Raw genomic sequence first — 13,465 nt, 5'->3', positions numbered from 1 at the left:
TGGTAAGCAAGAATATGCACATTTACTTCTGACTTCCGACTTCGGACTTTCCATAAAACAATAGATATGAAAAAATTAAGTATAGCAATTATCCTGATGGGATTAAGCACATTTGTCTTGAAAATAAATGCGAATCCAATCATCACCAAACAAAAAGCAAACGTGATTGATTCGGCTAAAAAAGTAGTGATCGATCCTGTTTGTAAAATGAAGATAAAATCAGCCACAGCAAAAACTACCGTTTACAATAAAGAAGCTTACTATTTCTGTTCAGAAAGCTGTAAGCAGAAGTTTATTGCAGAACCGGCCAAGTTTGTAAAGAAATAAACCTCTTCGTCACCCTGAACCGATAGCTATCGGTTCAGGGCCTCACCTTAAAGAGATGCTGAATTAAATTCAGCATGACGATATCTCAAGCAAACTAAGATCGTATATTTACATTTTTAAATTCAAAACATGAATAAAATCATTTCTTATGCAGCAGCCAGCCTGTTGTTCGTTTCTATATTTACCGCCTGTAAGCAAGAAAAAAAACTACCTTTTTATGGCGAACGCCATGCAGAAGTAGTTAAAGATGCCGCCGGGGTAGAAAAAATTGATACAGTTTATCAAACCATTCCCAACTGGGCTTTCTTAAACCAGGATAGTGTTTTAACAACCAATAAAGCAACAGACGGAAAAATATATGTGGCCGATTTCTTTTTCACTTCCTGCACCACCATCTGCCCTACCATGCACCGCAACTTAATGACGGTTTACAACGATTTTAAAAGCAACCCCGATGTGATGTTTGTTTCGCACACTATTGATTTTAAATACGACAAACCTTCAGCCTTAAAAAAATACGCAAAAAAACTAGGCGTTGATGGTCCGAAATGGCAGTTTCTCTATGGTACCAAAGACAGTGTTTATACTTTGGCCGAAAAAAATTACCTGGTGGCGGTTGGTGAAGACAGCACGGCTAAAGATGGCTACATTCACCAGGGGTATCTGGTTTTAATCGACAAAGACCGTCGGATTCGTGGCGCTTACGATGGCACCAAAGAAGACCAGGTTGAGCAATTAAAGAAAGACATCCCGGTTTTACTGGCAGAATACAAAAAGTAGAACATTGACTTTAAGCACGGATTAGCACGAAAATGTTTTTTTTGGCTACAGTTGTAAATACAAACCTTATTTTCAACCACAGATATACAGAATAAACACAGATAAATATTTAAATCGGTGTTCATCTGTTCTTATCTGTGGTTAATAACTAAAATACATGCGCAAGTACATCATTAACTCCATTTTTTTATTTGCTGTTATCGCCATCATCGTATCCTGTCAAAACCAGGAAACCATCGATCTGCAAAATTACATGTCGAACGGAAAAGACATTTACAAAAGCAGGTGCCAGAACTGTCATGGAGAGAACGGCGAAGGATTAGGTGAACTTGCCCCTCCTTTAACCGATTCGGTTTTCTTAAAAACCAACAAAAACCGTTTAGCTTGTTTCATTAAAAACGGTGCCAACGAAACTCTGGTTATTCATGGTAAGGAATACAAAGAAAAAATGCCTGCCTTCCCCGAACTGGCCGATATTGATGTGGCTCAGGTAATGGTCTACATCACCAATTCTTTCGGTAATAAGCAAGGATTTGTACCTTATACCGAGGTTTCGAAGCAATTGCAGAATTGCAAGTAAATAATATTTCGTATATTTAAATCATGACAACGATAACACTGCAAGTTCCGGATAGTCTAGGTGAGCATGAACACGATACCGTGCGTTTCATTGCTGCAAAGCTATTTGAATCTGGGAAATTATCACTTGGGCAAGCAGCTGCCATGGCTGGTTTATCAAAGCGTACCTTCTCAGAATTACTTACTGATTATGGCGTTTCCCTATTGAACTATCCTGCTTCTGAAATGTTAAGTGATGCAGAAAAAATATGAAATAGTCATTGCTGATACGAGCTGCTTCATTTTGCTTGAAAAAATCGGAGAACTAAATCTTTTAAAGTTACTTTTCACTAAAATCACCACTACAGCTACTATTGCTGCAGAATTTGGTTCTCCTTTACCCGATTGGGTTGAAATCAAATCACCTAAAAATACCACCTTTCAAAATTCTTTAGATATTGATGCCGGAGAAGCAAGTGCCATTACTTTAGCAATTGAATCAGCACCATCGCTTCTTATCCTCGACGATAACAAAGGCAGAAAAATGGCAAAAAGGCTAAACCTATTATTTACGGGAACATTAGGAATCATTTTAAAGGCAAAAAACGTCGGACTTATCATTTCCATAAAGCCAATTTTTGAGAAGATACAGCAAACAAATTTTAGGTTCTCGGATAAAGTATTGAAAGAAATATATGCGAATGCGAATGAATAAGTGTTCGTATGGCGAGGTGGGAAACCGAAATCTGGAAAGATCAGCTGTAAATACAAAAACTTCTACTTCATTGCTCCTTTCTGCCTAAAAAACCACATCTTTGCGCAAAATGCAGGTTGTTCTATCGCTGTCCCGGTTTACCGGGAGAGAGGAAAGTCCGGGCAACGCAGGGCATCTCGCTTTCTAACGGAAAGGGGTTCAGGAATGAAAACCTGAATTACGGATTAGTGCAACAGAAAATATACCGCCCTGGCTTAGGTCGGGGTAAGGGTGAAAACGTGTGGTAAGAGCGCACGAGCGCTGCAGGCGACTGCAGCGGATTGTAAACCCCGGGAGTTGAAAGACCAAATAGGCTAACGCACGTAGGGCTGCCCGTCCGATGTTAGTGGGTAGGTCGTTAGAGATAAACGGCAACGTTTATAGTGGATAAATGATAGAAATCTTGGGCAACCGAGACACAGAACCCGGCTTATAGACCTGCATTTTTTTATTTTATTCCGCTAATAAAGCATTTTTCGTTTCAGTAAGTTTTAAGTTTTCTTCCTCTCCCAATACCGGAAATTTTAAGTCCAGGTTTTTCAATCTGTCTTCAATAATTTCGCTGATGGCCAAACGTGCAAACCATTTTTTATCGGCCGGAATAACATGCCATGGCGATTCAGCAGTACTGGTCTCATTTATGGCGTCCTCGTAAGCTTCCATGTATTTATCCCACAATGCCCTTTCTTTAATATCGCCCGAAGAGAATTTCCAGTTTTTGGTAGGGTCTTCTATCCGATCCAAAAAGCGCTGCTTCTGCTCATCCTTGCTTACATTTAAAAAGAATTTCAGAATCACGGTACCGTTGGCCGTTAAATGTTGTTCAAAATTTCTAATGCTTTGATAGCGTTGTTTCCAAAAATCTTTATTGATCTTTTTCACATCGGTAATCCCCGGAATATCCTCGCTTAAAACATATTCTGGGTGTACTTTACACACCAGTACATTTTCGTAATGCGAACGGTTGTGGATTCCGATACGGCCACGTTCTGGTAAAGCCTTATAATGCCGCCACAAAAAATCGTGCTGGTATTCTTCTGTAGTAGGCACTTTAAAACTGTACACCTGGCAACCCTGTGGGTTTAATCCACTCATTACGTGTTCTATCGCGCTGTCTTTTCCGGCTGCATCCATGGCCTGAAAAATAATCAGAACCGAATGTTTTCCTGCAGCATATAATTTTTCCTGTAAATGGCTTAATTCTATTTTCGAATTTACCAAAGCATCCTTCGCTTTTTCCTTATTGTAGCCTCCGGTGAAGTCGGTTTTATGATTTTTTAATGAAAATTTCTTGTCTCCTTGTACAATTAATCCCTTAAATTCGTTTTTCATACCTATACGTATTTTAAATAAACAGGTGCATCAATAATTTAAATATAGAACTAAAAAATAAGTAAATTAAATACGTTAATTTGCATACAGAGTTTTTTTATATTTAGCGCCTTAGCATTTACTATAAGATCATCTTAACCAATATGTTTAAAGAGATAAAAAACAAGTACTTACGTTATTCTTCCATAGTTTTATTTTTTGTAATAATTTTCTTTTCTGCGCTCCAACTTAATTTTTTGTGGCTGTTTGGCTATTCTCCCAGTGTACGCGACATCAAAGCGCCCACCCTACGTGTGGGTTCAGAGCTTTATACTGCCGACGGAAAATTAATTGGCAGATACTTTAAAGAGAACAGAACCCCGGTAAATTACGAAGAAATTGCACCAGGTGTAATACATGCACTCGTGGCAACAGAAGATGTACGTTTTTACAAACATTGGGGAATTGATGTGCAGGCCGTGGGGCGTGCAGTTGTTGGCTTAGGTAAAGATGGCGGAGCCAGTACCATTACACAACAGCTGGCCAAAAACCTGTACCGTACGCGTTACAACAAATCGCAGGGTTTATTGGTAAAAATACCGCTGGTGCGTACTTTGATTGTAAAATTAAAGGAATGGATGACAGCTGTAAAGCTCGAATCTAATTATTCGAAGAACGACATCATTACAATGTACCTCAATACCGTTTCTTTCGGTAACAATACTTATGGCATAAAAACAGCCAGCAGGATTTATTTCGATAAAGAAGCTAAAGACCTAAGCACAACTGATGCGGCGATGCTGGTTGGTATGCTAAAAGGAACTACGCTATACAATCCAACTAAAAACCCGGCAAAAGCACTGGAGAGAAGAAATGTGGTACTCGCCCAGATGAACAAATACAATTACCTGAGCAAAGACAGTTTAATCCAGCTAGCTAAAGAACCCATTAAACTCAAAGAAGGTAAAATGCAGGATGGCAGCGATGGCGATTCTTATTTAAGGGCTGCCGTGGCCAAATATCTCGAAAAATGGTGTACCGATAACGGTTACGATTTATACGAAGATGGTTTAAAAATCTATACGACCATCGATTCTAAACTTCAAAAGTACGCTGAAGAAGCCGTTGCAGACCAAATGCGGATTTTACAGCGCAGGTTTTACAGTGTGTGGGGTAACGAAGATCCGTGGTACGATTCTGAAAAGCAAAAAGTAGATTATCCGGATAGGGCAATGAAAAATCTGCCTGTCTATGCACTTTTACAAAAGAAATTTCCAAATAATCCTGATTCTGTACTGGCCTATTTCAATAAAAAGAAAAGGATGCAGATTTTCACCTACAAAGGCGACCGTGATACCTTGTTTTCTACCTTAGATTCGATCCGCTATTATGGAAAAATCATGAATACCGGTATGATGACCATGGAACCTGCCAGCGGAAAAATTAAAGTTTGGGTAGGCGGCATCGATCATAAATTTTTCAAATACGATCACGTAAACCAGGCCAAACGTCAGGCCGGATCAACTTTTAAACCTTTCGCCTACCTTACAGCTTTAGAACAAGGTATGAGCCCTTGCGACAAGTTTACCGATAAACCAGTTAAAATTGCCTACCAGGACAAAGGACAAACCAAATACTGGGAACCTAAAAATGCCGATTACAGCGTTACTTACCGCGAAATGAGTTTAAGATGGGCCATGGCCAGATCGGTAAATACCATTACCGCACAGGTTACCGAAAAGGTTGGCTGGGATAACGTGGTAAAATATGCGCACGAATGTGGTATCGATAGTCATTTAGAATCAGTGCCTTCGGTAAGCTTAGGCTCAAATGATGTTACGGTTTACGAAATGGTAAAGGCTTATGCTACTTTCATGAATAAAGGCGTGAGAACCGAGCCAATTTTAGTTGAAAAAATTACCGATCAGGATAACAACTTAATTGACGAATTTAAGCCAAAAACCAAAAGGGTTTTAAGCGAAGAAATAGCCTGGTTAATGACCTACATGTTCCGTGGGGGAATGGAAGAACCCGGAGGAACTTCTCAGGCCCTTTGGGAATGGCCAAACCTGTTTAAGAAAAACAACCAGATTGGTGGTAAAACCGGAACTTCATCTGATTATGTTGATGCCTGGTACATGGGCTTAACCAAAGATTTGGTAACTGGTGTTTGGGTAGGTTGTGATGAACGTACTGCACACTTTAAAAATGGCGAACAGGGAGAAGGCTCGAGAACGGCCTTACCTATTTTTGCCAAATTTATGGAAAAAGTTTACCTCGATCCATCCACTGGATATACTTACGGTGCTTTCCCTAAAGCCACAGTTGATATTACCCGCACCTACAACTGCCCTAGCCCGCAAATTGTTAGAGACACTACTTCAACCGACAGCGTAGTGGTTGATTCGACTGATTTTGCAGTTCCCGAAACACCTGAAACGGCAACCCCTGTGGTAGTTGAACCTGAGGTGAAAAAAGAGGAAAAGAAACAAGAACCAGTTCAAACCCCACCTGCCGCAACCGTACCTTTAACCAAAAAGGAAGAACGCGAACTGAGAAGAAAGCAACGCCAGGAAGAGCGTGAAAAGAAAAAGAACGAGAATAATAACAACAACTAAGGGAATTTCCCCATATAAATTTTCGGCTAACCAAAAGCAATTGGTTAGCCGAAAAACTTTAAAAAAATGTTAAAATTTAAATAGTCTTTTAAACAATTGCTATTTTTATTTTTCGAATCTCATACCATTCCATTTTCGTAAATTACTGAACATCGATACTAAAACTACACGTATGAAAATAGGCTCTACTTTATTAAAGCGATATGCTGTACTATCGCTCCTGCTTATTCTTTCACTTTCTGTTAAAGCCCAGTATTTTGGCCAAAATAAGGTCAGATATAAAAAACTGGATTTTGAGGTTTTGCAAACCCCGCACTTCGAAATTTACTACTACATTAAAAACCCAAAGCTCCTGAAACGTTTCTCGCAAGATGCAGAAACCTGGTATAAAATGCATCAGGAGGTTTTCAGAGATACTTTCTTAAAGAAAAACCCAATTATTTTATACAACAACCATCCTGATTTTCAACAAACTACCGCATTAAATGGAGAAATTGGAATTGGTACCGGCGGGGTTACCGAAGCTTTAAAAAACCGTGTAATTATGCCGGTTATGGAGCTGAACAGTCAAACCAGACACGTTCTAGGTCACGAGTTGGTACACGCTTTTCAATATCATATTTTACTGGAAAAAGATTCAATCAGTCTCGAAAATGTGGGTCAAACGCCACTTTGGATGGTTGAAGGGATGGCCGAGTACCTTTCAATCGGTAAAAAAGATGCCTTTACTTCGATGTGGATGCGCGATGCCATGTTAAACCGCGATATTCCTTCATTAAAAGACTTAACCAACTCCAATAAATACTTTCCGTACCGTTATGGCCAGGCTTTCTGGACCTACATTGGTTCACAGTATGGCGATACCACAATTGTTCCGCTATTTAAGAACACAGCAAAATATGGTTACGAGAATGCCATTAAATATACTTTTGGTTACGATGACAAAACCTTATCAGGTTTGTGGAAAAACTCAATTGATGCACACTACAAGCCAATGTTAAAGGCTGACAGCTCGCAGATTAAAATTACCGGAACCAAAATTATCGACAATAAAAATGCCGGGAACATGAACGTTGCCCCTGCCTTGAGCCCCGATGGTAAATACCTGGCTTTTATGTCGGAAAAAGATCTCTTCGGTATCGATTTGTTCCTTGCAGATGCCAAAACCGGCAGGATTATCAGAAAATTAACCAGTCAGATTTCTAATGGCCACATTGATGATTTCAACTTTATAGAATCGGCCGGAGCATGGTCGCCAGACAGTAAACAGTTTGCCTTTAGTATTTTCAGTCATGGTAAAAACCAGATGATGGTTGTAGATGTAGCAACCGGCTCTACCGTATCGCAAACAGCCATGGGCAAAGTACAGCAATTTGGTAATTTAACCTGGGCACCTAACGGAAAGGATGTGGCATTCTCTGGTATGGTTGAAGGCCAGAGCGACATCTTCTCTTATAATCTGGATACCAAAACAGTTACCCAAATTACCGATGATGTTTATTCTGATTACGCACCGAGCTACTCTCCTGACGGTAAAAAATTGGTATTTTCATCAGATCGCGCCGCCATTCAGGCCAATACAGTAAATGCAGTGCTTCCAATCAATCTGGCTGTTTACGATATTGCAGCCAAAACGGTTACCAATCTGAATGTATTTCCGGGCGCTAATAACCTGAATGCACAATTCTCTTCAAACAGCCAGAACATCTATTTCTTATCAAACAGAGATGGTTTCAGGAATTTATACAAATACAACTTTGCCGATAATACTGTAGACCAGTTAACTGATTACTTTACCGGAATCAGTGGCATCACCGAATTTTCGCCGGCCATTTCGGTATCGGCAACCGATGATATTGTTTACAGTTATTACCGTTATCAACGCTACACGCTTTATAATGCGAAGTTGAGCAGCTTTAAAGCCAAACGCATTGGCAATCAGGAAGAAAATTTCGATGCAGCGATTTTACCGCCGATGGAAAACATTGGTGTAAACATCATTAATTCAAACCTGAACAATTTCGATCGTTTCGAAAAAACGGTGGCCGATTCAATGAAAGTAGTTCCTTACAGACCGAAATTCAGGTTAGATTATCTGGCAAACAGCGGAGTTGGCGTATCTACCAGCCGTTTCGGAACTGGTGTTTCGGGAGGTATAGTAGGTATGTTTAGCGATATATTGGGTACCAACCAGATTATTGCCAACCTTTCGGTAAACGGAGAAATTTATGATTTTGGAGGTTTAGTAGGTTATATTAATCAAAAAAGCAGAATTAACTGGGGAGTTGCTGTTTCGCACATCCCTTACGTTTCTGGTTTTAGTTCTTACGGCTTTGAAAAAGTGCCTACCGGTACCAATCAAACAACTGATGCCATTAATTACCGTACCGATATCATCAGAACATTCGAAGATCAGATACAGGTTTTTGGTGCCTATCCTTTTAGCAAAATTCATCGTTTTGAGCTCGGAGGTGCCTTTTCGCATTACAGCTATCGTGTAGACCGCTACAGCAATTACTACAACCCTAACGGATTTTTTGTAGGATCTGACCGTACAAAAATATCAAACGAACAGGCATCCTTAGATTATGGTATTCCGTTTAATGCCTTTACCCTGTTCCAGTTAAACGCAGGTTTTGTAGGCGACAATTCCATTTTTGGATTAACAGCCCCGCTTGATGGTTTCAGGTATCGCGTAAGTGGAGAGAAGTTTTTAGGTACTTACAATTTTGCTGGTGTAACTGCCGATTTACGCAAATATTGGAGAGCTAAACCGGTTACCTTTGCCGTAAGAAGTTATAATACGTTAAGAATCGGTAAAGATGCTGATAAACTTTACCCAATGTACCTGGGTTATCCATACCTCATCAGGGGTTACGAATCTAACTCGATTTACAAAACAACATCAGCAAGAGCTTCAGAATCTTTTGATATTAACCAGCTAAGCGGAAGTAAAATCGCTGTAGTTAACTTCGAAGTACGTTTACCTTTTACCGGACCTAAAAAACTGGCAGCGGTTCCTTCTAAATTTTTATTCTCTGATTTAAACCTTTTCTTTGATGCCGGCGTAGCCTGGACAAACGATACTAAAGTGGTTTTTAAAAGTGAGCCCACTTATACCGATGTTCCTGTAAAAGATGATAGCGGAGCTGTTATTGGTTCATACCAAACCACCAATGAGCGTGTGCCTGCATTAAGTGTTGGTGTATCGTTACGGGTAAACGTTTTTGGTTATTTTGTATTAGAACCTTATTACGCCATTCCTTTTCAGCGTAAAGATGTTAAAGCTGGTGTATTTGGTTTAACCTTTGCACCAGGCTGGTAATCATAGTCAAAAATCATTGGCATAAAAAAAGCGATCGGGTAACTGATCGCTTTTTTTTGTAGGGTATGTTTTTGTTAAGATAAGCTATTGAATGATAACTTCACCTGGTTGGTGATGTTGCGGTGTAAAAGGATGTTTTCAAAATCAAGCCCGATGGTTAAATCAATCCAATCAGGATTACATGAGCGCACCAAACGTTCCTTTTGCATGCGGGTAAATCTGCTAATGGTTTTAAAACGGGCTAAAGCCTGGGCTTCAGATTTAAACTCTTCAAAATAAACTAAACGGGTTAATTGCATTCCATTATCAAAGAATAAGTTTGGCATCTGTTTGTAGAAATCCAATGTCTTAATCAAATCAGAACTCATGCCTACGTGCATACTGGTGCGATTTCTGTCGGTAACGATATAAACAAACTTTTTCATGATCTTGTATTTAAAAATTAAAACTAAACTATTTAGTATATCTTCTTGCAATTCAAAATAATATTACTAACTTTATGAGCATAAAATTACTAACTATTTTAGTAATTCCAAATTTATTTTAAAATTTATTTTTATGTCAAATATTTCAAATAATTTAAAGTACCTCAGGAAGAAAAAAGGCCATACACAGCAAAATTTCGCTGATATTATGGAAATCAAAAGATCTTTAATCGGCGCCTACGAGGAAGACCGTGCTGAGCCTAAATATGAATTACTAAAAAAAATAGCAGAATATTTTGACTTAACCATTGACGAATTCATCAATGAAAAAATATCGGACAGCTGGAAACCGAAGCCAAAAAGCCAGGGTTCTAACCTGAGGGTACTAAGTATTTCTGTCGATCAGCACGACCGCGAGAATATAGAATTAGTACCCGTTAAAGCAAGCGCTGGTTACCTGAATGGTTTTTCAGATCCACAATATATCAGCGACCTGCCTAAATTCCAGTTGCCTATACCTGCTTTAAGACAAGGTACTTTCCGTGCTTTCGAAATTATGGGCGATAGTATGTTACCTGTGCAGCCAGGCAGCGTAATTATCGGCGAATATTTAGATAACTGGAACGAAGTAAAAACAGGTGAAACCTATGTCATTATCAGCAAAAATGAAGGCGTAGTATATAAAAGAGCCGGTAACCGTTTTAAAGAGAACAAAGACCTGAAATTAATTTCCGACAATAAGGTGTACGATGCTTATACCATTGCCGCAGAAGATATTTTAGAAATCTGGAAAGCAAAAGCCTATATTTCTACTGCATTACCGGAACCTGCACCAGATCCAACAATGGAAACCTTAACCCAAATGATGGCCCAAATGCAGAAATCAATTTCGCAATTGAATAAGAATTAACATTTTTTAACAGGCTCCGATTAAACCGTTTACCTTTTTTTATATCTATTGATTTAACAAACACATAAAAAAATTAAACATGAAAAGAGCAATTTTAACAATAGCAATTGCAGTGATGGGTCTAACAGCTGCATTTGCTCAACAAGACACTACAAAAAGGGCCAGAAGACAAATGCCTAAAATGACAGCTGAACAGCGTGCGGAAAAAGTAACAGCCAAAATGGAAAAAGAGCTGAGCTTAACTGCCGATCAGAAGTCGAAAATTTATGCCATCCAACTGGAAAATGCAAAAACCATGGATACCTGGAGAAATGCAGACAAGGGCGATATGAAAGGTAAAATGAAAGATCGCAAAGCAGCTATGGATGCACAAAAAGCTAAAATAGATGCGGTGTTAACTGCCGATCAAAAAACCAAAATGGATGCTTTCCGTGCAGAAGCCAAAGAAAAAGCAGGAAAAATGAGAAAAGGAATGGGTCAGCACAGAAAAGATAAAGCTCCGGTGGTTTCTAACCCGCCAACACAAGGCTAATTCATTACATTGGCTTTAACCAAAAAGCTAATTCGTCATATTTTAGAAAGCGTTCTGATTATTCAGCACGCTTTCTGTATTTTTGGCCAATGCATAAAATTGAGCAATTCCTTAACAGCAAACTTCAGGAACGGAAAGATAATCTTTCGATCAGAAACTTGTCTACCAGCCTCCCTCCTGTCGATTTTTGTTCAAATGATTATCTGGGTTTTGCCCAATCTGCCGAATTGCAACAACTTGTTTCAGCTTTAACCCAACAAGTACCGCGCTATAAAAATGGTTCTGGAGGCTCGCGCCTACTAAGTGGCAACACGACCTATATAGAAGAAACCGAACATTTCATTGCCAGTTTCCACGGTGCGGCAAGCGGCTTAATCTTTAATTCGGGTTACGATGCCAATGTCGGTCTTTTATCAAGCATCCCACAGCGTGGCAATACCATTATTACGGATGAACTGGTTCATGCCAGTATTATAGATGGTTGCCGCTTAAGTCATGCTACACGCTACAAATTTGCACACAACGATATAAATGCATTAGAAACAAGGCTTAAAACCGCACAGGGAAGCATCTTTGTGGTTGTAGAAAGTGTTTATTCAATGGATGGCGATACTGCCCCCCTAACGGCAATAGCGGTATTATGCGAAAAGTACGGGGCTAATTTAATTGTTGATGAAGCACACGCTACCGGCATTTTTGGAGAAATGGGTAAAGGTTTGGTGCATCAGCTCAACCTTACCAATCAGGTATTTGCAACTGTTGTTACTTTTGGTAAAGCTATAGGTGCGCATGGCGCGATAGTACTGGGTAGCCAAAACCTGCGCCATTACCTGATCAATTTTGCACGGTCGTTTATTTATACTACCGCAGCACCGATTCATAACATCATAACGGTAAATGCAGCTTATCAGCTACTAGGTAAAACAGATTGCACTATCATTCATCAAAAAATTGCGCTTTTCAGGAAGCTAATTAAAGCTAAGAACATACAGGCTTTAGATAGCGAAAGCGCTATACAGGGTATTTTATTTCCATCAAACGAGCAGGCTAAACAAGCTGCAACAACTTTACAGCAAGCAGGATTTGATGTAAGGGCAATTTTAAGCCCAACTGTGGCATTGGGTAAAGAGCGCTTACGCATCTGCCTCCACACTTTTAATACCGATGAGGAAATTACGTCATTGGTTAATCACTTAAACGAATTTCAACTTAATGGCTAAATACTTTATTACCGGCATTGGAACCGGCATTGGCAAAACACTGATTAGTGCTATTGTAACCGAAAAACTCCAGGCCGATTATTGGAAACCTATCCAGTCGGGAGATCTTGATATAAGCGACAGTTTAACCATTGGCAGCTTAATTACCAATACTAAAACAGTTATTCATACCGAAAGTTACCGCTTAACACAACCTCTTTCGCCGCACTTATCGGCCAGGCTGGATGGAATTGAAATCGACCTTAATCAGATTAACATGCCTGAAACGACGAACAACCTGATTATTGAAGGCGCAGGTGGTTTAATGGTCCCTTTAAACGAAACCGAGCTGATTATCAATTTAATTAAAAAACTGGATGCTGAAGTGATACTGGTTTCACAAAATTATCTGGGCAGCATCAATCATACCTTATTATCGCTCAATCTGCTAAAACAGTACGATATTCCGGTTAAAGGAATCATTTTTAATGGCGATGAAAATGCCGAAACGGAAAGATATATCCTGCAGTATAGTCAGGTAAAAAAACTAGGCTATGTACCTCACTTAATCGAGATTAATCAGGAACAGGTAGCTATGGCTGGCGAGTGTATTTCGTTTTAAAAGCTTAAAAAACTAAACACAAATTTGTCATCCTGAGCCTGTCGAAGGACTTCATTAAGCTATTTTAAAGAACAAAGACCTCGCAGGTTTAAAAAACCTGCGAG

General features: G+C 39.4%; 13 protein-coding genes and 1 other RNA gene. 12 read left to right on the top strand and 2 right to left on the bottom strand.

Annotated elements, in window-relative coordinates; translation table 11 throughout:
• Positions 1-66: 66 nt before the first annotated feature.
• From OC25_RS01385 to rnpB, 6 genes are all read left to right on the top strand, one after another.
• Complete coding sequence (locus OC25_RS01385; RefSeq protein ID WP_039470966.1) at positions 67-327, top strand: YHS domain-containing protein; 261 nt, start codon at positions 67-69, stop codon at positions 325-327.
• Positions 328-456: 129 nt separating this feature from the next.
• Positions 457-1,107 carry an SCO family protein gene (locus OC25_RS01380; RefSeq protein ID WP_039470964.1) on the top strand — a complete coding sequence of 217 codons (651 nt, stop codon included), beginning with the start codon at positions 457-459 and terminating at the stop codon, positions 1,105-1,107.
• A 157-nt stretch (positions 1,108-1,264) separates the two neighbouring features.
• On the top strand, positions 1,265-1,687 hold the full coding sequence (locus tag OC25_RS01375; RefSeq protein ID WP_039470963.1) for a c-type cytochrome: 423 nt from the start codon (positions 1,265-1,267) through the stop codon (positions 1,685-1,687).
• Between the two features lie 23 nt (positions 1,688-1,710).
• A complete protein-coding gene (locus tag OC25_RS01370) occupies positions 1,711-1,938 on the top strand; it encodes a UPF0175 family protein (RefSeq protein ID WP_039470962.1) in 228 nt (75 codons plus the stop codon).
• On the top strand, positions 1,922-2,380 hold the full coding sequence (locus tag OC25_RS01365; protein ID WP_039470960.1) for a PIN domain-containing protein: 459 nt from the start codon (positions 1,922-1,924) through the stop codon (positions 2,378-2,380). Before OC25_RS01370 ends, OC25_RS01365 begins: the two co-directional genes overlap by 17 nt.
• Positions 2,381-2,488: 108 nt before the next feature.
• An RNA gene (rnpB, locus tag OC25_RS26665) (RNase P RNA component class A) lies at positions 2,489-2,868 on the top strand.
• A 4-nt stretch (positions 2,869-2,872) separates the two neighbouring features.
• Here the strand turns inward: rnpB and OC25_RS01360 are convergent.
• A complete protein-coding gene (locus OC25_RS01360; protein WP_039470958.1) occupies positions 2,873-3,751 on the bottom strand; it encodes a polyphosphate kinase 2 family protein in 879 nt (292 codons plus the stop codon).
• A gap of 143 nt (positions 3,752-3,894) precedes the next feature.
• On the opposite strand from OC25_RS01360, the gene OC25_RS01355 reads away from it, so the two are divergent.
• Complete coding sequence (locus tag OC25_RS01355; RefSeq protein WP_039470956.1) at positions 3,895-6,348, top strand: transglycosylase domain-containing protein; 2,454 nt, start codon at positions 3,895-3,897, stop codon at positions 6,346-6,348.
• Between the two features lie 172 nt (positions 6,349-6,520).
• On the top strand, positions 6,521-9,673 hold the full coding sequence (locus OC25_RS01350; RefSeq protein WP_039470954.1) for a peptidase MA family metallohydrolase: 3,153 nt from the start codon (positions 6,521-6,523) through the stop codon (positions 9,671-9,673).
• Positions 9,674-9,747: 74 nt separating this feature from the next.
• On the opposite strand, the gene OC25_RS01345 is transcribed toward OC25_RS01350, so the two are convergent.
• The gene (locus OC25_RS01345) at positions 9,748-10,098 is read right to left on the bottom strand and encodes a GIY-YIG nuclease family protein (protein WP_039470950.1); all 351 of its coding nucleotides are present in this window, start codon (positions 10,096-10,098) and stop codon (positions 9,748-9,750) included.
• 133 nt (positions 10,099-10,231) lie between these two features.
• Between OC25_RS01345 and OC25_RS01340 the strand changes: the two genes are divergently transcribed.
• From OC25_RS01340 to bioD, 4 genes are all read left to right on the top strand, one after another.
• Positions 10,232-11,008, top strand: coding sequence for an XRE family transcriptional regulator (locus tag OC25_RS01340; protein WP_039470948.1), 777 nt, complete (start codon positions 10,232-10,234; stop codon positions 11,006-11,008).
• A 79-nt stretch (positions 11,009-11,087) separates the two neighbouring features.
• The gene (locus OC25_RS01335; protein ID WP_039470945.1) at positions 11,088-11,540 is read left to right on the top strand and encodes a hypothetical protein; all 453 of its coding nucleotides are present in this window, start codon (positions 11,088-11,090) and stop codon (positions 11,538-11,540) included.
• Between the two features lie 89 nt (positions 11,541-11,629).
• Positions 11,630-12,760: an aminotransferase class I/II-fold pyridoxal phosphate-dependent enzyme gene (locus tag OC25_RS01330; protein WP_039470943.1), complete on the top strand. Its 1,131-nt coding sequence runs from the start codon at positions 11,630-11,632 to the stop codon at positions 12,758-12,760.
• Positions 12,753-13,361 carry a dethiobiotin synthase gene (gene bioD, locus OC25_RS01325; protein ID WP_039470941.1) on the top strand — a complete coding sequence of 203 codons (609 nt, stop codon included), beginning with the start codon at positions 12,753-12,755 and terminating at the stop codon, positions 13,359-13,361. The genes OC25_RS01330 and bioD overlap by 8 nt, the downstream gene beginning before the upstream one ends.
• Positions 13,362-13,465 lie beyond the last annotated feature (104 nt).

The organism is Pedobacter kyungheensis, assembly GCF_000812965.1.
GTDB classification, from domain to species: Bacteria; Bacteroidota; Bacteroidia; order Sphingobacteriales; family Sphingobacteriaceae; genus Pedobacter; species Pedobacter kyungheensis.
The sequence above is the reverse complement of the archived record's forward strand: the minus strand, read 5'-3'. Positions and strand labels throughout refer to the sequence as shown.

Bases quoted from the DNA above. Each gene is read 5' to 3' on its own strand.
- OC25_RS01385 (WP_039470966.1), top strand. From the start codon at position 67: ATGAAAAAATTAAGTATAGCAATTATCCTGATGGGATTAAGCACATTT.
- OC25_RS01380 (WP_039470964.1), top strand. From the start codon at position 457: ATGAATAAAATCATTTCTTATGCAGCAGCCAGCCTGTTGTTCGTTTCT.
- OC25_RS01375 (WP_039470963.1), top strand. From the start codon at position 1,265: ATGCGCAAGTACATCATTAACTCCATTTTTTTATTTGCTGTTATCGCC.
- OC25_RS01370 (WP_039470962.1), top strand. From the start codon at position 1,711: ATGACAACGATAACACTGCAAGTTCCGGATAGTCTAGGTGAGCATGAA.
- OC25_RS01365 (WP_039470960.1), top strand. From the start codon at position 1,922: ATGCAGAAAAAATATGAAATAGTCATTGCTGATACGAGCTGCTTCATT.
- OC25_RS01360 (WP_039470958.1), bottom strand. From the start codon at position 3,751: ATGAAAAACGAATTTAAGGGATTAATTGTACAAGGAGACAAGAAATTT.
- OC25_RS01355 (WP_039470956.1), top strand. From the start codon at position 3,895: ATGTTTAAAGAGATAAAAAACAAGTACTTACGTTATTCTTCCATAGTT.
- OC25_RS01350 (WP_039470954.1), top strand. From the start codon at position 6,521: ATGAAAATAGGCTCTACTTTATTAAAGCGATATGCTGTACTATCGCTC.
- OC25_RS01345 (WP_039470950.1), bottom strand. From the start codon at position 10,098: ATGAAAAAGTTTGTTTATATCGTTACCGACAGAAATCGCACCAGTATG.
- OC25_RS01340 (WP_039470948.1), top strand. From the start codon at position 10,232: ATGTCAAATATTTCAAATAATTTAAAGTACCTCAGGAAGAAAAAAGGC.
- OC25_RS01335 (WP_039470945.1), top strand. From the start codon at position 11,088: ATGAAAAGAGCAATTTTAACAATAGCAATTGCAGTGATGGGTCTAACA.
- OC25_RS01330 (WP_039470943.1), top strand. From the start codon at position 11,630: ATGCATAAAATTGAGCAATTCCTTAACAGCAAACTTCAGGAACGGAAA.
- bioD (WP_039470941.1), top strand. From the start codon at position 12,753: ATGGCTAAATACTTTATTACCGGCATTGGAACCGGCATTGGCAAAACA.